19 protein-coding genes and 1 tRNA gene are annotated in these 18,615 nt (G+C 71.1%); 8 read left to right on the top strand and 12 right to left on the bottom strand.

Annotated elements, in window-relative coordinates; translation table 11 throughout:
* Positions 1 to 34: 34 nt before the first annotated feature.
* From FB157_RS11965 to FB157_RS11935, 7 genes are all read left to right on the top strand, one after another.
* Complete coding sequence (locus FB157_RS11965) at positions 35 to 907, top strand: DUF2797 domain-containing protein (protein ID WP_145878775.1); 873 nt, start codon at positions 35 to 37, stop codon at positions 905 to 907.
* Positions 908 to 1,000: 93 nt separating this feature from the next.
* Positions 1,001 to 1,363 (top strand): antibiotic biosynthesis monooxygenase, encoded by a 363-nt coding sequence (locus FB157_RS11960; RefSeq protein WP_145878774.1) that lies wholly within the window; start codon positions 1,001 to 1,003, stop codon positions 1,361 to 1,363.
* Positions 1,364 to 1,463: 100 nt separating this feature from the next.
* Complete coding sequence (locus FB157_RS11955) at positions 1,464 to 2,204, top strand: response regulator transcription factor (protein WP_186581467.1); 741 nt, start codon at positions 1,464 to 1,466, stop codon at positions 2,202 to 2,204.
* Positions 2,201 to 3,871 carry a HAMP domain-containing sensor histidine kinase gene (locus FB157_RS11950; RefSeq protein WP_145878770.1) on the top strand — a complete coding sequence of 557 codons (1,671 nt, stop codon included), beginning with the start codon at positions 2,201 to 2,203 and terminating at the stop codon, positions 3,869 to 3,871. Before FB157_RS11955 ends, FB157_RS11950 begins: the two co-directional genes overlap by 4 nt.
* Before the next feature lie 14 nt (positions 3,872 to 3,885).
* On the top strand, positions 3,886 to 5,352 hold the full coding sequence (locus FB157_RS11945; protein ID WP_145878768.1) for a bifunctional glycosyltransferase family 2/GtrA family protein: 1,467 nt from the start codon (positions 3,886 to 3,888) through the stop codon (positions 5,350 to 5,352).
* Complete coding sequence (locus FB157_RS11940) at positions 5,349 to 7,562, top strand: glycosyltransferase family 39 protein (protein WP_145878766.1); 2,214 nt, start codon at positions 5,349 to 5,351, stop codon at positions 7,560 to 7,562. Before FB157_RS11945 ends, FB157_RS11940 begins: the two co-directional genes overlap by 4 nt.
* A 181-nt stretch (positions 7,563 to 7,743) precedes the next feature.
* Entirely contained in the window at positions 7,744 to 8,499 is a 756-nt protein-coding gene (locus FB157_RS11935) for a TetR/AcrR family transcriptional regulator (RefSeq protein WP_186581466.1), read from the top strand.
* Here FB157_RS11935 and FB157_RS11930 read toward each other — a convergent pair whose 3' ends face one another.
* The 4 genes from FB157_RS11930 to FB157_RS11915 all read right to left on the bottom strand — a co-directional run bounded on the left by FB157_RS11930 (position 8,500) and on the right by FB157_RS11915 (position 13,010).
* Positions 8,500 to 8,970, bottom strand: a complete 471-nt coding sequence (locus FB157_RS11930) for a PPOX class F420-dependent oxidoreductase (protein WP_145878764.1) — start codon at positions 8,968 to 8,970, stop codon at positions 8,500 to 8,502.
* Positions 8,971 to 9,038: 68 nt separating this feature from the next.
* Positions 9,039 to 9,860: a YceI family protein gene (locus FB157_RS11925; RefSeq protein ID WP_145878762.1), complete on the bottom strand. Its 822-nt coding sequence runs from the start codon at positions 9,858 to 9,860 to the stop codon at positions 9,039 to 9,041.
* Positions 9,861 to 9,964: 104 nt separating this feature from the next.
* Positions 9,965 to 12,502, bottom strand: coding sequence for an MFS transporter (locus FB157_RS11920; protein WP_145878760.1), 2,538 nt, complete (start codon positions 12,500 to 12,502; stop codon positions 9,965 to 9,967).
* A gap of 13 nt (positions 12,503 to 12,515) precedes the next feature.
* Positions 12,516 to 13,010: a MarR family winged helix-turn-helix transcriptional regulator gene (locus FB157_RS11915; protein ID WP_145878758.1), complete on the bottom strand. Its 495-nt coding sequence runs from the start codon at positions 13,008 to 13,010 to the stop codon at positions 12,516 to 12,518.
* A 204-nt stretch (positions 13,011 to 13,214) separates the two neighbouring features.
* Here FB157_RS11915 and FB157_RS11910 point away from each other — a divergent pair, with 204 nt between their 5' ends.
* Positions 13,215 to 13,412, top strand: a complete 198-nt coding sequence (locus FB157_RS11910; RefSeq protein ID WP_186581465.1) for a hypothetical protein — start codon at positions 13,215 to 13,217, stop codon at positions 13,410 to 13,412.
* 21 nt (positions 13,413 to 13,433) lie between these two features.
* Here the strand turns inward: FB157_RS11910 and FB157_RS11905 are convergent, their stop codons facing one another.
* The 8 genes from FB157_RS11905 to FB157_RS11870 all read right to left on the bottom strand — a co-directional run bounded on the left by FB157_RS11905 (position 13,434) and on the right by FB157_RS11870 (position 18,317).
* On the bottom strand, positions 13,434 to 14,168 hold the full coding sequence (locus FB157_RS11905) for a hypothetical protein (RefSeq protein WP_145878755.1): 735 nt from the start codon (positions 14,166 to 14,168) through the stop codon (positions 13,434 to 13,436).
* A gap of 38 nt (positions 14,169 to 14,206) precedes the next feature.
* On the bottom strand, positions 14,207 to 15,133 hold the full coding sequence (locus FB157_RS11900) for an RNA polymerase sigma factor SigF (protein WP_145878753.1): 927 nt from the start codon (positions 15,131 to 15,133) through the stop codon (positions 14,207 to 14,209).
* A 312-nt stretch (positions 15,134 to 15,445) separates the two neighbouring features.
* A complete protein-coding gene (locus FB157_RS11895) occupies positions 15,446 to 16,315 on the bottom strand; it encodes an RNA polymerase sigma factor SigF (protein WP_145879395.1) in 870 nt (289 codons plus the stop codon).
* A 175-nt stretch (positions 16,316 to 16,490) separates the two neighbouring features.
* Positions 16,491 to 16,784 carry a Dabb family protein gene (locus FB157_RS11890; protein WP_145878751.1) on the bottom strand — a complete coding sequence of 98 codons (294 nt, stop codon included), beginning with the start codon at positions 16,782 to 16,784 and terminating at the stop codon, positions 16,491 to 16,493.
* A gap of 31 nt (positions 16,785 to 16,815) precedes the next feature.
* Entirely contained in the window at positions 16,816 to 16,995 is a 180-nt protein-coding gene (locus FB157_RS11885) for a hypothetical protein (RefSeq protein WP_145878749.1), read from the bottom strand.
* Between the two features lie 167 nt (positions 16,996 to 17,162).
* Positions 17,163 to 17,247, bottom strand: a tRNA-Ser gene (locus FB157_RS11880).
* Positions 17,248 to 17,292: 45 nt separating this feature from the next.
* Positions 17,293 to 17,724 carry a tRNA adenosine(34) deaminase TadA gene (tadA, locus tag FB157_RS11875; protein WP_261386277.1) on the bottom strand — a complete coding sequence of 144 codons (432 nt, stop codon included), beginning with the start codon at positions 17,722 to 17,724 and terminating at the stop codon, positions 17,293 to 17,295.
* A 56-nt stretch (positions 17,725 to 17,780) separates the two neighbouring features.
* Positions 17,781 to 18,317 (bottom strand): hypothetical protein, encoded by a 537-nt coding sequence (locus tag FB157_RS11870; RefSeq protein WP_145878745.1) that lies wholly within the window; start codon positions 18,315 to 18,317, stop codon positions 17,781 to 17,783.
* Positions 18,318 to 18,615 lie beyond the last annotated feature (298 nt).

Genomic DNA, 18,615 nt, shown 5'->3' with positions numbered 1-18,615 from the left:
GCGATGTCAGTGCTCTCTTCTAACCTCGAGAGCGATGGCACACATGTGGAGATGCTCCGGACTGCGCTGGACCCCGGACGGCCCCGTGCTGGTCTGGGACGGCGGGCGGCGCAGTGCGCTGCCGTGGGGCAAGCGGGTCGCGTTCGGTGTCGCCGAGGGTTCGGCGCGGCGGTGCGTGGGGGCGCGGGGGCATGTGTGTCCGGTGGGGGCCGTGGTGGCGGGGCGGAGTACGGGGGCCCGGTGCGAGGAGTGTGCGTGGTTGGACCGGGCGCACTCCGTGGCCGCCGACACGATGGCCGACGATCCACGGCCGTACCGCGTCTATCTGGCCTGGTTCGGGCCCGGCATGGTCAAGGTCGGCATCACCGCCGTCGAGCGCGGTCCGGCGCGGCTGCTCGAGCAGGGTGCCGTCTGCTTCAGCTGGCTGGGCACCGGTCCGCTGATGGCGGCCCGGCGCACCGAGGAGCTGCTGCGCGCCGCCCTCCAGGTCCCGGACCGGATCCCGTACGCCGCGAAGCGTGCGGTGCGGACGGCGCTGCCGGAGACCGAGGGGGAGAGGGCCGGGGAAGTGAGGGAGTTGCATGCGCGTGCCGTCGTACTCGGCGGGTGGCCCGAGTCGTTGACCCGCGCACCGTGCCAACCCGTCGATCACGTCGGGCACTTCGGGCTCTCCCGCCCGAGGCCGGCCATCGGTGACGTCGTCGAGCTGGTCCCCGGCGGGGCCGTCAGCGGTGAGCTGGTCGCCGCCGCCGGGCCCGATCTGCATCTGGCGGTCGGCGAGCGGGGGGTCGTCGTCCTCGACACCCGGCTCATGACCGGATGGGAGCTGACGCCGCTGCCCGGGGAGCCCGGCGTTCTCACCTTCCCGGCAAGGGAGTTCAGGCGCCGACAGGACGGGCTCTTCTGACCCGCCGGCCGAAGGTCAAGACTTGGATCCCGTACGGATCCCTTCGGGCAAGGTCCATGGTCCCCGGCGCCGCCGGCGGGCATCGTGGCCGACATGAGCGAAAACCACCTCGCCCCTGTCGCCCCCGTCCCCACCCCTCCCGTCGAACCCCCTTACTACGTCGTCGTGTTCACCTCCGCCCGTACCGACCTCGACCCCGACGGCTACACCGACACCGCCCGCCGTCTCTCCGGCCTCGTCCGGAGCGTCCCCGGCTTCCTCGGCGAGGACTTCGCCCACACGCCCGGCGGACTCGCGATCTCCGTCGCCTACTTCCGTGACCTCGCCGGTATCGAGGAGTGGCGCCGGCACCCCGAGCACCTGGACGCCAAGCGGCACGGTCGGGAGCGGTGGTACGACCGGTACGTGATCCACATCGCCCGGGTCGAGAGCAGCCACGGGTTCGCGCGTGCGTGAGCGGTTCCCAGGCATTCCCTGAGAGGCGCCTGTGTGTTTCTTAGGGAAATCACAGATTCGTGAAAGCGTGTTCTCAGAGGACCCCGACATGGTGTCCGCCATGACCACGACCTCGCCCCAGGGGCGCACCGAACTGCTGAGGCCGGACGGGAGCCCCGTCCGAGTGCTTGTGGTGGACGACGAGCTGTCGATCACCGAACTGCTGAGCATGGCCCTTCGATACGAGGGCTGGCAGATCAGGAGTGCGGGCGACGGCCAGGGGGCCGTCCAGACGGCCCGTGAGTTCCGGCCCGACGCCGTCGTGCTGGACATGATGCTGCCGGACATGGACGGGCTGACCGTCCTCGGGCGGCTGCGCCGCGAACTGCCCGACGTGCCCGTCCTCTTCCTCACCGCCAAGGACGCCGTCGAGGACCGTATCGCCGGCCTCACCGCCGGCGGCGACGACTACGTCACCAAGCCGTTCAGCCTGGAAGAGGTCGTGGCGCGGCTGCGGGGGCTCATCCGCCGGTCCGGGGCCGCCGACCGGCGGTCCGACTCCGTGCTCGTCGTCGGGGACCTGACCCTGGACGAGGACAGCCACGAGGTCTCGCGGGCCGGGGACTCCATCCACCTCACCGCCACAGAGTTCGAGCTGCTCCGCTTCCTCATGCGCAATCCGCGGCGGGTGCTCAGCAAGGCGCAGATCCTGGACCGCGTGTGGTCGTACGACTTCGGCGGGCAGGCCAACGTGGTCGAGCTGTACATCTCGTATCTGCGGCGGAAGATCGACGCCGGACGCGAGCCCATGATCCACACCCGGCGTGGCGCCGGCTACCTGATCAAGCCCGCCGCGTCATGAGCGGGCGACGACGGCCGCGTCCGCAGAAGCGGAATGGCAGTCCCCTCGCTCGGGCGAAGCCGAGAGCGGGGAAGGGACAACCGCGCACCCTGCGGACGCGGCTCGTCGTCGCGTCCGTGGTGCTGATCGCCGTGGTCTGCGCGGTGATCGGCACCGTGACGACGCTCGCGCTGCGCACCCATCTCTACGACCAGCTGGACGGCAAGGTCCGCGACATCGCCATGCGCGCGGCGGGCGGCCGGCTGCCGGGCGGCGCGCAGCCGGGCGCCCCGACGGCACCCGATGCACCGTCCGACACCGGCAGTACGCCGAGCGAACGTGTCGAGCACCTCCTGACCTCCGGCCCGACGCAGCCCTACACCGTCGCGGCGTACGTGCAGAACGGCTCGATCGCCGGCGCCGGCAGGGCCGTTCAGCTGAACGACAGCTACAACCGGTTCCGCAAGATGAGTGCCGTCGCTCTCACCGCCGCGCAGAAGCGGGCGCTCGCCGGGGTGCCGAAGGACAGCAACGCGCACACGGTGGAGCTCCCCGGTCTCGGGGACTACCGGGTCCGGTACAAGGTGAGCCCCGACGGCGGCGACGCCTACTACGTCGCCCTGCCCACCAAGGACGTCGACGACAACATCGACACCCTCATCGTCGTCGAGGTCTGCGTCACCCTGGCGGGACTGCTCGCCGCCTCCCTCGCCGGTTTCGTCATCGTCGGCGTGGCCACCCGCCCCCTGCGCAGGGTCGCCGCCACCGCCACCCGGGTCTCCGAACTCCCGCTGCACACCGGCGAGGTGAACCTCAGCGAGCGGGTCCCGGAGTCGGAGTGCGACCCGCACACCGAGGTCGGCCAGGTCGGCGCCGCGCTCAACCGGATGCTCGACCACGTCCACGGCGCCCTGCACTCCCGCCAGCAGAGCGAGATGCGGGTCCGGCAGTTCGTCGCCGACGCCAGCCACGAGCTGCGCACTCCGCTCGCCTCCATCCGCGGCTACGCCGAGCTGACCCGGCGCGGGCGGGAGCAGGTCGGGCCCGACACCCGGCACGCGCTGGGGCGGATCGAGTCCGAGGCCGGACGGATGACCCTCCTCGTGGAGGACCTGCTGCTCCTCGCCCGGCTGGACGCAGGCCGGCCGCTGCAGTTCGAGCAGAGCGACCTCGTCCCGCTCGTCGTGGACACCATCAGCGACGCCCGCGCGGCCGGCATGGACCACAACTGGCGGCTCGACCTGCCCGACGAGCCCGCGCTCGTGTCCGCGGACGCGGCCCGGCTGCAGCAGGTGCTCGTCAATCTGCTGGGCAACGCCCGCAACCACACCCCACCGGGTACGACGGTCACCGCGCGCGTGCAGCGGCGTGGTCCCTGGATGTGCATCGACGTCGAGGACAACGGGCAGGGGATTCCGCCCGAACTGCTCCCGCACGTCTTCGAGCGGTTCGCGCGCGGGGACTCCGCGCGCTCCCGCGCCACCGGCTCCACCGGGCTCGGGCTCGCCATCGTGCAGGCCGTCGCGGCCGCGCACGGCGGTGCCGTGACCGTGGACAGCGGGCCCGGGAGGACCGTGTTCACGGTGCATCTGCCGGCGCTCGCCCCGCAGCCGCGGTCGGAAATGAGCTGGCAACAGCACTCACAGGCACAGCACAGTGCCACCACATCGGTGCAACAGGGCGCCTGACGAGAGTCGGTTCCATGCGAACCGACTCTTCTCCCGGCACCCTGCCGGCGCGGGAGCACCTCCCGGCCGGAAACGCCGGTACGCCTGTCCTGGACGTAGTGATCCCCGTCTACAACGAGGAGAAGGACCTCCAGCCGTGCGTGCTCAGACTGCACGATCACCTCACGCGCACCTTCCCGTACGCCTTCCGGATCACGATCGCGGACAACGCGTCCACGGACAGCACCCCGCTGGTGGCGGCGCGGCTGGATGCGGAGATCTCCGAGGTCGCCAACTTCCGGCTGGAGCAGAAGGGCCGCGGGCGCGCCCTGCGGACCGTGTGGTCCGCGTCCGACGCGCCGATCCTCGCGTACATGGACGTCGACCTGTCCACCGACCTCAACGCCCTGCTGCCGCTGGTGGCGCCGCTGATCTCGGGCCACTCGGACCTGGCGATCGGCTCCCGGCTCGCCCGTACCTCCCGGGTCGTGCGCGGCCCCAAGCGTGAGTTCATCAGCCGGGCCTACAACATGATCCTGCGCGGTTCGCTGCAGGCCCGCTTCTCGGACGCGCAGTGCGGCTTCAAGGCCATCCGGCGCGATGTCGCCCAGGTGCTGCTGCCGCTGGTGGAGGACACCGGCTGGTTCTTCGACACCGAGATGCTGGTGCTCGCCGAGCGGGCGGGGCTCAGGATCCACGAGGTGCCGGTCGACTGGGTCGACGATCCCGAGTCCACCGTGCACATCGTCAGGACGGCCACCGACGACCTCAGGGGCGTGTGGCGCATCGGCAAGGCGCTGGCCGGCGGTTCGCTGCCGCTGGACCGGCTCACCCGGCCCTTCGGCGACGACCCGCGCGACCGCGACATCCAGGACGTGCCCAGGGGACTGGCCCGCCAGCTCGTCGGGTTCTGTGTGGTCGGCGGCCTGTCGACGCTCTTCTACCTCGTGCTCTACAGCGTCTTCCGGCAGTTCTCCGGAGCGCAGGTCGCCAACGCGCTCGCCCTGCTGGTCTCGGCGATCGCCAACACGGCCGCCAACCGCCGGCTGACCTTCGGCGTGCGCGGCCGGGGCGGCGCCGTCCGGCACCAGGCGCAGGGCCTGGTCGTCTTCGGTATCGGGCTCGCCCTGACCAGCGGCTCCCTGGCCGCCCTGAACGCGGCCACCGGCCACCCGGCGCACTCCACCGAGCTGGCGGTGCTCATCGCCGCCAACCTCGCGGCGACCGTCCTGCGCTTCCTGCTCTTCCGCGCCTGGGTGTTCCCGGACCGCCGGGAGCCCGGCCCGGAATCGACGGTGGTGGCGACACACCACCCGTCCTCGCCCGCCTGCACCACGACGGCTCCGTACGCACCGCTCCCGCCGCGCCCGGTGCCGTACCGGCAGCCGTACCGGACCACCCAGGTACGTGCCGGTGAAGCCGTGGACGACGGCTGGCGGGACACCACCATGCGGCTGCAGCCCGTACGCCCTCACGACACCGACCCGGGGGACCCCCGATGACCACCCACTACGACCAGCCGACCACCCGGCAGGACACTCCCGGCGCCGGGGGCCCGCCGCCGGCCGCTCCCCCGCAGGCCGGTGAGGTGCGGCAGCCGCTCGTACGGAGACTGTGGCGCGGCCGCCCCGAGGACCCGCGCTGGGCACGCCCGGCCTTCCTCGGCCTGCTGGCCCTCACCCTCGTCACCTACCTCTACAACCTGAGCGCCTCCGGTTACGCCAACTCCTTCTACTCGGCGGCCGTCCAGGCGGGCAGCAGGTCCTGGAAGGCGTTCTTCTTCGGTTCGCTGGACGCGGGCAACGCCATCACCGTCGACAAGCCGTCGGCCTTCATGTGGCCGATGGGGCTGTCGGTGCGGATCTTCGGCCTGAACTCATGGGCGGTCCTCACCCCCGAGGTCCTCATGGGCGTCGGCACGGTGGCGGTCGTGTACGCGGGTGTACGGCGCCGGTTCAGTCCCGCGGCCGGACTGATCGCGGGCGCGGTGCTCGCGCTCACCCCCGTCGCGGCGCTGATGTTCCGGTTCAACAACCCGGACGCGCTGCTGGCCCTGCTGATGGCGCTGGCCTGCTACTTCGTCGTCCGTGCCGTCGAGGACGGGCGGACCCGGTGGCTGGTGTGGGCGGGTGCCGCGATCGGCTTCGCGTTCCTCGCCAAGACCCTGCAGGCCTTCCTCATCCTGCCGCCGCTGGCCGTCGTCTACGCGGTCTGCGGTCCGGTGAGGCTGCGCAAGCGGCTGGTGCAGCTGGGCCTGGCGACCGTCGCGCTCGTCGTGGCCGGCGGCTGGTGGGTCGCGATCGTCGAGCTGTGGCCGGCCTCCTCGCGCCCCTACATCGGGGGCTCGCAGAACAACAGCTTCCTGGAGCTGACCTTCGGCTACAACGGCCTCGGCCGGATCAACGGCGACGAGACCGGCAGCGTCGGCGGCGGGGGCGGCGGCAACGGTTCCGGCCGCTGGGGCGCCACCGGCTGGGACCGGATGTTCAGCTCCGAGATCGGCAGCCAGATCTCCTGGCTGCTCCCGGCCGCGCTGATCCTGCTGGTGGCCGGCCTCTGGGCGACCCGCAAGGCGCGCCGTACGTCCGTCACGCGCGCCTCGTTCCTGGTGTGGGGCGGCTCGCTGCTGATCACCATGGTGGTCTTCAGCTACATGGCGGGCATCTTCCACCAGTACTACACGGTGGCCCTCGCCCCCTACATCGCGGCCGTCACCGGCATGGGCGCCGGGCTGCTGTGGGAGAAGCGGAGGGAGACCTGGGCGTCGCTCACGCTCGCCGCCGCCGTGGTGGCCGCGGCCGCCTGGGGATACGTCCTGCTCAACCGTACTTCCACCTACCTGCCCTGGCTGAGGTGGCTGGTCCTGACCGGCGGGCTCGCGGCCGCGTTCGGACTGGTCTTCGCCGGCCGCATCTCGCGGCAGCTCGCCCTCGGTGCGGCGGCGGTGGGCCTGGTGGCCGCGCTCGCCGGTCCGACGGCGTACACCCTCAGCACGGTGAACTCCGCGCACACCGGCTCCATCCCCACGGCCGGTCCGGCGGGCGCGAGCATGATGGGCTTCGGCGGCGGACGTCCGGGCGCCGGCAACGGCGGCGGGGCGCCCGGCGGCTTCGGCGGCGGAATGCCGGGCCGGCAGGGGCAGCAGAACGGCAACGGGAGCATGCCGGGCGGCCAGGGCCAGGGCTTCCCCGGCGGGGGCATGCCCGGCCAGAACGGCAACAGCCAGGGGCAGGGCCGAAGTCAGGGTCAGAACCAGCAGAACGGCAACGGGTTCCCGGGTGCCGGCGGGCTGGGTGAAGGCGGCCGTACGGGCGGTGCCGGCGGCGGTGGCGCCGGCGGCCTGCTGACCGGAGCGAACGTCAGCTCCGCGGCCAGGAAGCTGCTGGAGAAGGACGCGGACACGTACACCTGGGCCGCCGCCTCCATCGGCTCCCAGAACGCCGCGAGCTACCAGCTGGCCACCGGCGACCCGGTGATGGCGATCGGCGGCTTCAACGGCACCGACCCGTCCCCGACGCTTGCCCGGTTCAAGAAGTACGTGGCGGACGGAAAGATCCACTACTTCATCGCCGGCGGCGGTACGGGCGGTGGCATGGGCGGCAGCAACAGCGGTACGTCGTCCCGGATCACCTCGTGGGTCGAGAGCAACTTCAAGAAGGTGACGGTCGGTTCGGCCACCTTCTACGACCTCACGCAGAAGGCCGGTGACTGAGCGGACCGATGGCGGACGGCTTTTGCGACGGGCGGAGCGGAATGTCGCCTGAGAGCCCCGGGGGATGGGTATGCGTGCGGCTGCGGGTGCGCCGTGGCTGTTCGCGCAGTTCCCCGCGCCCCCAGGCCGGCTGCACTCCTGGCATCGTTGGAAGCGGCCGGATCTCCAGAAAGGTGCCTCGATGGCGAAGGCGGGTGCGCGGTCGGTGCGGGCCAGTGTGTGGCTGGAGGGGAAGACGCGGCGTGGTGGGCGCAGCGCACAGCCCTCGGGGCTCGACCGGGAGCGGATCACCGCCGTGAGCGTGCGGCTGCTGGACGCCGAGGGGCTGACGAAGTTCTCCATGCGGCGGCTCGCCGGTGAGCTGAACGTCACCGCGATGTCCCTGTACTGGTACGTCGACACCAAGGACGACCTGCTCGAACTCGCCCTGGACGCGGCCTACGGCGAGCTGCGGCTGCCCGCGCCGGAGGACACCGCCGACTGGCGGGAGCAGCTGCGGGCGCTGGCCGCCGAGTACCGGGCGCTGCTGGTGCGCCACCCGTGGATGTCGCCCCTGGCCGGCCGGTACCTCGACATCGGTCCCGAGTCGCTCGCCTTCTCGCGCAGTGTGCAGCGGGTCATCCGGCGCACCGGGCTGCCCGCGCACCGGGTGACCAGTGCCATCTCGGCGGTGTTCCGGTTCGTGTACGGCTACGGCACGGTGGAGGGCCACTTCCAGTCCCGGATCGAGGACTCCGGGCTGCCGCCGGACGACTACTTCCAGCAGGCCATGAGTTCGGCCCGGGAGGACCCCGAGGCCGCGGACTACCTCCAGGAGACCAAGGAGATCATGGACGCCCGCGGCGGTGACACGGTCGCCGAGATGTTGGACCGTGACTTCACCTTCGCCCTGGACCTGCTGGTGGCCGGGATCGAGGCGATGGTCGAGCGCGGCTGACTACTCCCCGTCCACCAGCCGTGCCGGGAAGCCGCCGGTCGCCACCGGCCCCCACCGCTGCGGAGTGACCCGGATGATCGACTTGCCTTGCTTGATCATCGCCTCTCGGTACTCGTCCCAGTCGGGGTGCTCGCCGGCGATGTTGCGGTAGTACTCGACCAGCGGCTCGACGGAGTCGGGGGCGTCGAGGACCTCGGCAGTGCCGTCGATCTGGACCCAGGGGCCGTTCCAGTCGTCGCTCAGGACGATCAGGCTGACCCGGGGGTCGCGCCTGGCGTTGCGGGTCTTGGCGCGCTCGGGGTAGGTGGAGACCACGATCCGGCCCGAGTCGTCCACGCCGCAGGTCAGCGGGGAGCCCTGGGGGCTGCCGTCGGTGCGGCGGGTGAGCAGGATGGCGCGGTGGCGGGGGCGTACGAAGTCCAGCAGTTCGGCCGGCGAGACTCGGGTGTTCGTCGCGATGTGGGGTGCCATGGCCGCAGCCTAGGGCGAGCAGGGCCCGGTGAGCCTGACCCTGCCGGGCTCAGGCTCACCGGCGTGCCTCAGGCGGCGGGCAGTGCCTCGCCCTGGACCGCCTGGATGTCCAGCTCGACCTTGAGGGTCGTGCCGATGGCGGCGATGCCCGCCTGGAGGACCTGGTTGTAGTTCATCGCGAAGTCCTCGCGGTGGAGTTCGGCGGTGGCGCGGAAGGCGGCCCGGGTGCCGCCCCACGGGTCGGCGCCGGTGCCGAGGTAGGCCAGGTCCAGGTCGACCGGCCGTACGACTCCGTGCATCGCCAGCTCGCCGTGGACCGTCCAGCGGTCCGGGCCCGCCTGGGCCAGGCCGGTGGACCGGAAGGTGATCTCCGGGTGCCGCTCGACGTCGAGGAAGTCGGCGGACCGCAGGTGGGTGTCGCGCATCCCGTTGCCGGTGTCGACGGAAGCCGCCCGGATCACCGCTTCCACACGGGACTTGGTGACGTCGTCGGGGGCGATCTCGATGGCTCCGCCGAACTCCGTGAACCGGCCGTGCACGCTGGAGATGCCCAGGTGCTGGGCGACGGCGGCGACGGAGGAGTGCACCGGGTCGATGGTCCACGGGCCGGGCGGCGGCAGTTCGGTGCCGCCCTGCCGGGCCAGGGTCACGGTGCCGACCTCGGCCCGGCCGCTCGCGGTGACGATCGCGCTGGAGGCGGCGGGCGCGTACCCGACGGCGGTCACGATCACCGTGTACGCCCCCGGCGCCAGCCCGGTGGCGTCCCGTACGGCACCCTCGGCGTCCGCCTCGGCCCGCAGCACCTGCGCACCGGTCATGTCGGTCACCGTGACGACCGCGTGCGACACGGCCCATCCGTCCCGGGTGCGGATCCTCGCGGTCAGTCCCATCCCGTTTTCTCCCTGCAAGGAATTACAAAGGCTTACAAAATGGTCGAATGAAACCGGCCCGTGGCGCGCGCATGGCGGTGCGCGCACCACGGGCCGGGGCCGGACTACTCGCCGGGGTGAGCGAGTTCGATGTCGTGGCCGTCGACTCCGGTGCCGGAGACGGTCAGGGCGGTGGCCGCCAGCGGGTAGCCCGTCGCGATGACGGTGTACTCGCCGTTGTCCAGGTCGGCGAAGGCGTACGCGCCGTCCGTCCCGGTGGTGGCGGTGCCGATCACGTTGCCCGCCGCGTCCACGAGGGTCACGCGGGCGTCGGCCAGCGGGCCGTGCGGGGCCCGGACGACACCCTGCAGCTGGGCGCCGGCGTCCAGGTTCAGCTCGATCCGGGTGACGCCGGTGGCACCGATCTCGACCGGCAGGGCGCGCGGACGGAATCCGGCCGCGTTCACCGCGACGGTCACCACACCCGGCACCAGCTCGGTGAAGGCGAACTCGCCCTGCTCACCGCTGGCCGCGGTGGCCAGCAGGTCCCCGCGCACATCGGTGACGATCACCATCGCGTCCTTGACCGGCAGCGCGCTCCCGGACGCCCGGACCACACCGCTCAGCCCGCTGGTGCCGCTGAGCAGGATGTCGTACGACAGCGGGTCCTCGCCCACCACGATCGTGGAGGCCTGCGGCTGGTAGCCGTCGGCGGAGGCGATGAGCACGTACGACCCCGTGCCCGGTGCGCTCAGCCCGTAGGAGCCGTCGGCGTGGGCGACCGCGCGGCCCAGCTGGCGGCCGCCGAGGGAGATCAGGGTGACCGCGGCCTGCGGGACCGGGGCGCTCTCGGCGCCGCGGACGAAGCCGTGGACCGGGGTGCCGCCGGAGGCGCGCTCGTCGGGGGCGGGCAGGGTGGCGACGGCGGTGAACTGATCGGTGGGGGCGGCCTCCGTACCGTCCTGCGTGCTCACGACCGGGGCGGCCCAGCTGGGCACGTTCTCCTCGGCGGGGGCGGTCTGCGCGACGGTGGCGGCGGCCGGAGCCTCGGCCCTGCCGGCCTCCGCGGCCTGGGCCAGGGCGCCGGTCGTGCGCAGCGGGACCTCCTTGATGAACAGGGTGACCAGGAAGGCGAGGAAGGCGATCGGCGCGATGTACAGGAAGATGTCGGCGATGCCGTGCCCGTAGGCGCCCTCCAGCCAGGCGCGGATGTGCGCGGGCAGCAGGTCCATGTCCGGCAGCTGACCGGAGCCGCTGGCCTTGGCGGCCGCCAGCTGCTCCTTGGGGGTCAGCTGGCCGATGGTGTCCTTGGCGTAGTGGGTGATCCGGGTCGACATCACGGAGCCGAGCGCCGAGACGCCCACCGCGCCGCCGAGGGAGCGGAAGAAGGTGACGACGGAGCTGGCGGCGCCGAGTTCGTGCGGGGCGACCTGGTTCTGGGTGGACAGGACCAGGTTCTGCATCATCATGCCGATGCCGAGGCCCATGACCGCCATGAAGATCGCGATCTTCCAGTAGTCGGTGTCGTACCGCATGGTGCCGAGCAGACCCAGACCGGCGGTCAGCAGCACACCGCCGGTGACCAGCCAGGCCTTCCACTTGCCGGTCTTGGTGATGACCTGGCCGGAGACGGTGGAGGAGACGAACAGACCGGCGATCATCGGGATCGTCATGACACCGGACATCGTCGGGGACTTGTCGCGCGCCAGCTGGAAGTACTGGCTGAAGAACACCGTGCCGGCGAACATCGCGATGCCGACGAAGAGGGAGGCGACCGAGGCCAGCGCGATGGTGCGGTTCTTGAAGAGGCGCAGCGGGATGATCGGCTCGCTGGCCTTCGTCTCGACGAAGAGGAAGATCAGGGCGAGCAGCAGCGCGCCGCCGACCATCGTGTAGGTCTGCCAGGACAGCCAGTCGTACTTGTCGTCGGCGAAGGTGACCCAGACCAGCAGCAGGCTGACGGCGGCGGTGATGAAGAAGGCGCCGGCCCAGTCGACCTTGACCTTGCGCCTGGTCTCCGGCAGGTGCAGCGTCTTCTGCAGCACGAACAGCGCGATCAGCGCGAAGGGGATACCGACGAACAGGCAGTAGCGCCAGCCGAGCCAGTCGGTGTCGGTGATGACACCGCCGACGAGCGGGCCGCCGACGGTGGCGACGGCGAAGGTCGCGCCGAGGTAGCCGGAGTACCGGCCGCGCTCACGCGGGGAGATCATCGCGGCCATGATGATCTGGGCCAGCGCGGTCAGACCGCCGGCGCCGAGGCCCTGGATGACCCGGGCGCCGATCAGCATGCCCGGGTTCTGCGCCAGACCGGCGACGACCGAGCCCGCTATGTAGATGACCAGGGCTATCTGGACGAGCGCCTTCTTGCTGACCAGGTCGGCGAGCTTGCCCCAGAGCGGGGTGGAGGCGGTCATCGCCAGCAGCGCGGCCGTGACGACCCAGGTGTAGGCGCTCTGTCCGCCGCCGAGGTCCTGGATGATCTCGGGCAGGGCGTTGGAGACGATGGTGGACGACAGGATGGCGGCGAACATGCCGAGCAGCAGCCCGGAGAGCGCCTCCATGATCTGCCGGTGGGACATCGGGGCGTGCCCGGAGACGCCTTGCGCGCCTCCCCCGTGCTTGGCGTGAGCCCGCACACCGGCTGGTGTGGTCGTTGCCATGGGCTTCCTTTTCTTACGTGTGAGCGGGTGTACGGGTGGTCTCTTCGACTACGGGTGCGGGCAGCCGAGGCGGGGCGGACCGGCAGTCGCCGAAGCTGGCGCGCAGGCGCGTCATCAGCCGGATGAGCTGGCCGACCTCCTCGTCGGTCCAGTCGCTCAGCCGGTCGGCGAGCAGATGGGTGGTCCGCCGGGACAGCTCGTCGAGCTGCTCCAGGCCCGTGGGCGTCAGGCGCAGGATGCGCGAGCGCTTGTCCGCGGGGTCCGGTGACCGCTCGATCCAGCCGCGCGCGGCGACGTGCGCGACATGCCGGCTGGTGACCGACATGTCCACGGCGAGCAGCTCGGCGAGCTTGCTCATGCGCATGTCGCCGTGGCGACCGAGCAGGGTCAGCACGGCGGCCGAGCCGGCCGGACACTCGTGCGGCAGGATCCGCCCCATGTCCCGTTTCACGGCTCCGACGGCACTGAGCTGACGCGCCAGCTCTTCGAACTGCGCCTGCTCGGCCATCACACCTCCCGCATTCGTTGCTTGGGGCAACCATAGATCTGTTGGTTGCTGCAGGCAAACAAATCGGGGTGGGCTGGCGCAAAAACTTGGCAAAGGCAAGTATTGCAATCGTAAATGTGCAGGTGAGGGCGGGGGGCCTGCCCCCCTCTGTCCCGGTGGCCCCGCACTTGGGTAGGCCACCTGGATTCGCTAGTGTCTCGGGCCATGGCTAACACCCAGGGCCCCCAGGGCAACTACGACCCCGCCGGCAGCACCCAGATGTTCCGCGCGTTCGTCGACGAGGCTCCGCAGGGGGCCCGGCAGCAGGAGGCGGCCTCCTCCGGCCCGCGCATCGGCCTGATCATCGGCGTCGTCGTCGCCGTGGCGGTCGTCGCGGCGGTGGCCTGGCTGGCGCTCAAGTAAGGGCGCGACCCCGGCCCGGGGTCACTCGCTCCACCGGACGGACACGTCCCGCGTCTCGATGTGCATGCCCAGCGGGACGCGCCAGGCGTCGACGCACACCGTCCAGGTGTGGTTCGTGCGCGCCCTCGGTCCGATCGGTGCCGGGAGGTCCACGGTCGAGTCGACCGTCCCCCAGTCGATGCCGAGCGCACCGATGATGTGTGTGCCGAACGTCACCGTGCCCGAACGCACCGCTGTCCCGCCGGAGTTGTGAAAGCCGACGGTCACCTTCTCGCACCAGCGTCTGTCCGTGTCCCCCCGCGAGGGGGCGCCCCAGTCGAGGTCGGCGGGTGCGGGAGGCCCGGTGCGGCTGGGCGCCGGGGCGGGGGACGACGGCTGCTCCGGAGAGGGAGCGGTCGTGCCCTTGCCGGTGGTGCCGGGCGAGGCGCCTGCGGGGCCGGGTGCGGTGCTCTCGTCGGCCGACGGGGTGCCCGGCCCGGTCGCGTCGGGGTGCGGATCCGAAGAAGCCGCGCCCGACGGTGAGTCGGAGGGTGCGGCCGACCCGTCCAGCGGGACCATCCGCACCGCTCCCGTCGGCGCCCCCGGCGAACCTGCCGGGCTCGGTACGCCGCCCACCGCCACGTATCCGTCCCGGCCCCCGCCTCCGCACGCGGCCAGGGTCACACCCAGGCACACGACGGCCGCCGACGCTGCCGTGACGGCGCCTCGGCGGCCCTGTGTCCATGTCGTCGCGCGAAGCGTCCGGGTGCGAAGCATCCGGCCATGGTGACTGACGCTCCGTCAGATGGGAAGCCTCAGTCGGAGATGAGCCCCTCGCGCAGCTGGGCCAGGGTCCGGGTCAGCAGGCGGGAGACGTGCATCTGGGAGATGCCGACCTCCTCGCCGATCTGGGACTGGGTCATGTTGGCGAAGAAGCGCAGCATGATGATCCGGCGCTCCCGGGGCGGGAGCTTGGCCAGCAGGGGCTTGAGGGACTCGCGGTACTCCACACCCTCCAGCGCGGTGTCCTCGTAGCCGAGGCGGTCGGCCAGGGAGCCCTCGCCGCCGTCGTCCTCGGGGGCCGGGGAGTCGAGCGAGGAGGCGGTGTAGGCGTTGCCGACCGCGAGGCCGTCGACCACGTCCTCCTCGGAGACGCCGAGGACCGCGGCCAGTTCGGTCACCGTCGGGGAGCGGTCCAGTTTCTGGGACAGCTCGTCACTGGCCTTGGTGAGGGCCAGCCGCAGCTCCTGGAGCCGGCGCGGGACGCGCACCGACCACGAGGTGTCGCGGAAGAAGCGCTTGATCTCGCCCACGACCGTCGGCATCGCGAACGTCGGGAACTCCACGCCCCGTTCGCAGTCGAAGCGGTCGATCGCCTTGATCAGGCCGATGGTGCCGACCTGGACGATGTCCTCCATCGGCTCGTTGCGCGAGCGGAAGCGGGCCGCCGCGTAGCGCACGAGCGGGAGGTTCAGCTCGATCAGGGTGTCCCGGACGTAGGCGCGCTCGGGGCTGTTCTCGTCGAGTGCGGCGAGCCGCAGGAACAGGGAGCGGGACAGGGTGCGGGTGTCGATGTCCGCCGTGGCCGGGGCGGCCTGGGCGGTCTCGGGAGCCTGGGCGGGCGGGGCCGGCACGGTCTCGAGTGACGTGACGTCGTCGAGCACGTCGATGGCGTCGAGCTGCTTGGGCGCTGCCTCGCTCGTGGGCGTGAGCACCTTCGAGCTGCCCTGGTCTGCGGACATGCCACCCCCTTTGGGTCGCGGGACGGTCGCGGCGGCGATGCCTTTCGAGCAACGCAGCCTTCACCTGAATACCGGAGCCGGAGGTCCGGCAAACGCGCTTCCCGCAGAATGTCACATGTCGGCAACACGCTGTAGTGACATGTCGACATGGGAGATGTGAATCGGCCCTGGAAAGAAGGGGTCTGACGGTTTTTCGGCGCACAACTGTCGGGAACCGCCCTGGTGAGCGATTAGCTCTCGCCGGTTACCGATCGATCCTGCTTGCGAACGGGTGCGAGCTGGTGTGTTCCGAGCTGTGCTCCCGTGCGCCGGTTATGCCTCGATCCGATTCGCGGAACGCAGCCGCTGGAAGCTACGCGCGAGTAGTCGAGAGACATGCATCTGGGACACACCGAGTTCCGCGCTGATCTGAGACTGGGTGAGATTGCTGTAGTAGCGCAGAAGAAGGATTCTCTGTTCGCGTTCGGGGAGTTGGACGAGGAGATGGCGGACCAGGTCGCGGTGTTCCACACCGTCCAGGGCCGGGTCCTCGTAGCCGATGCGGTCCAGCAGGCCCGGCAGCCCGTCACCCTCCTGTGCGGCCTCCAGGGAGGTCGCGTGGTACGACCGCCCGGCCTCGATGCAGGAGAGCACCTCGTCCTCGCTGATCCGCAGGCGCTCGGCGATCTCGGCGGTCGACGGCTGGCGCCCGAAGGCCGTGGTGAGGTCCTCGGTGGCGCTGTTGACCTGCACCCACAGTTCGTGCAGCCGGCGCGGTACGTGGACCGTGCGGACGTTGTCCCGGAAGTACCGCTTGATCTCGCCGACGACGGTCGGCATCGCGAAGGTCGGGAACTGGACGCCCCGGTCGGGATCGAAGCGGTCGATGGCGTTGATCAGGCCGATGGTGCCGACCTGGATGACGTCCTCCATCGGCTCGTTGCGCGAGCGGAAGCGGGCGGCCGCATAGCGCACGAGCGGGAGGTTGGCCTCGATGAGCGCCCCGCGCACGCGGTTGTGCTCCGGGGTGCCCGGCCTGAGGTCCTTCAGCTCGCCGAAGAGCACCTGGGTCAGGGCGCGGGTGTCGGCGCCGCGCCGCTTCTCGGGGGCGGGAGGGGCCGTGGCGGGGCCGGGGGGAGCGGCGGCGGGGGCTGGGGCGGGCGCCTCGTCCTGGGGCGGCGCAGTACTGGCCGACACGGTCAACGCCACCTCTTCATCGGTCAATCATCCGTCAAAAGCGGTCATAGCATCACAAGACATGTGCACTGTGTGCAAGCACCGGATAACACCGTGTTGTGGCCAGACAGCGCCAAGTTGGGTCACGAGACGCACGAAAGCCCCCCGCCGTTCCCGGCGGAGGGCTCCCGGAGCGAGGGGCTCAGAACTCGTAGTCGGCGATCACCCACGTGGCGAACTCCCGCCACAGTGCGACACCCGCCTGATGGGCCGGGTGCTCCAGGTAGCGCTTCAGGGCGTCCGTGTCCTCGACCGCCGAGTTGATCGCGAAGTCGTAGGCGATCGGCCGGTCGCTGATGTTCCAGGCGCACTCCCAGAAGCGCAGCTCCTCGATCTGGCCGCCGAGCGCCCGGAAGGCGGCGACACCCTCGACGACCTGCGGATCGTCGCGCTCGACGCCCTCGTTGAGCTTGAAGAGGACCAGGTGGCGGATCATGGGGCGTACCTCAGCTCTCTCGGCTTTCCGCTCAGTTCTTTGCTCCGTCGGCGATCCAGGTCATGAAGTCGCCTATGGCCTTGGCCGCGTCCGATATGCCCTCGAAGGCTATCTGGACGTAGTCGGCCGCCTTCGCCGGATCCGTGATGATCACGTACAGCGCGAAGACCACGAGCACGTACACGGCGATCTTCTTGGCGTTCACCGTCACCGCGGCCTCCCCTGTGCCTGTGTGCCCCGTGGGACCCCTGTTGCCGGCCGCGAGTGTAACCTTCACGCCCCCCGCGGGGGCCAACGGCCCGCCCGCCGGGGTTCTTTGCCGGATCCCGGTCCGGTCATGCACGAAGGGCCCCGTCTCGCGACGGGGCCCTTCTACAGCGGTAGCGGAGGGATTTGAACCCTCGGTGACTTGCGCCACACTCGCTTTCGAGGCGAGCTCCTTCGGCCGCTCGGACACGCTACCGAGGGAGACCCTACAGCAAGGTGGGGCATGGTTTGAAATCGGTATTCAGCGGCCCCGGAAAAACTCCGTGAGCATCCGGGCGCAGTCCTCGGCCAGGACGCCCTCGATCACCTCGGGCCGGTGGTTGAGCCGCCGGTCGCGTACGACGTCCCAGAGGGAGCCGGCCGCTCCCGCCTTGTCGTCGCGGGCGCCGTAGACCACCCGGTCCACCCGGGACTGCACGAGCGCGCCCGCGCACATCGTGCAGGGCTCCAGGGTGACCACCAGCGTGCAGCCGGTCAGCCGCCACTCCCCGAGCCTGGCTGCGGCCCGCCGGATGGCGAGGACCTCCGCGTGGGCCGTGGGGTCGCCGGTGGCCTCGCGCTCGTTGTGCCCGGCCCCGAGCACCGTCGTACCGTCCGGGGACAGCACGACGGCTCCGACGGGGACGTCCCCGCCCCGGACGGCCAGCTCGGCCTCGTCCAGGGCGAGCCGCATGGCGGCCCGCCAGCGGTCGCGTACCGGGTCCGGTGCGCCTTCCGTGTGCGAAGCGCTCAGCGGACGGTCTCCAGCACCTCCGAGGCGCCCAGGGCCTCGGCGATCTCGGCCAGCGCCTCGTTCGGGTCCAGGCCGCGCAGTTCCTTCTCGCTGACGCCCAGGTCGTCGAGGATGCTGCCGTCGCCCACCGGGCCGTGCGGCACCCCGCCGGCTGCGGTCTCGTCGTCGTCCTCGTTCTCGTCCTCGGACTCGCCGTCCTCGGTGCCGTCGAGGTCCAGGGAGTCCAGGTCGGGGCCGTCGTCGGCGCCGGGCTCCCGGCCGAGCAGCTCGTCGGTGAGCAGCAGCTCACCGTAGGCGCTGCGGGCGGCGGCGGCCGCGTCGGAGACGAAGATGCGAGGGTCCTCCTCGCCGTCCACGCGGACGAGACCGAACCAGGAGTCCTCCTGTTCGATCAGGACGAACACCGTGTCCTCGTCGGCAGTGGCTTCCCGGGCCAGGTCGGCCAGATCCGACAGGGTCTCCACATCGTCGAGCTCTGTGTCGCTCGCTTCCCACCCGTCTTCGGTGCGCGCGAGCAGTGCGGCGAAGTACACCGTGACTCTCCCACTGGTCTTAGGCGTGCCGGTTGGGGGTCCCCCCGGCGGAGGTTCTGGGCGGAGAGAGCTGTGCTCCGAGCCCCACCCACTCGGAATCGTGGCAGAAACAAGGCGTTCAGGGGACGTCTTCGGCTCCCTGTGTCTGGCTGTTTTGATCGTGTGTCCGCATCCCGGGGGAAAAGGACTCACCAGCGCACTCGTTGCCGCCACCTGCGGATCGTACGCGGCTTTTCCCGGCACCCACGCACGCCCACCGCCCAAACACCGGAGCGGGCAAGGATCTTCCTCACCTGGA

Origin of the sequence: Streptomyces sp. BK340 (assembly GCF_007827595.1) — a bacterium.
Lineage (GTDB): Bacteria > Actinomycetota > Actinomycetes > Streptomycetales > Streptomycetaceae > Streptomyces.
Note: the sequence above shows the minus strand (reverse complement) of the source record. Positions and strands in the feature narration are given on the sequence as shown.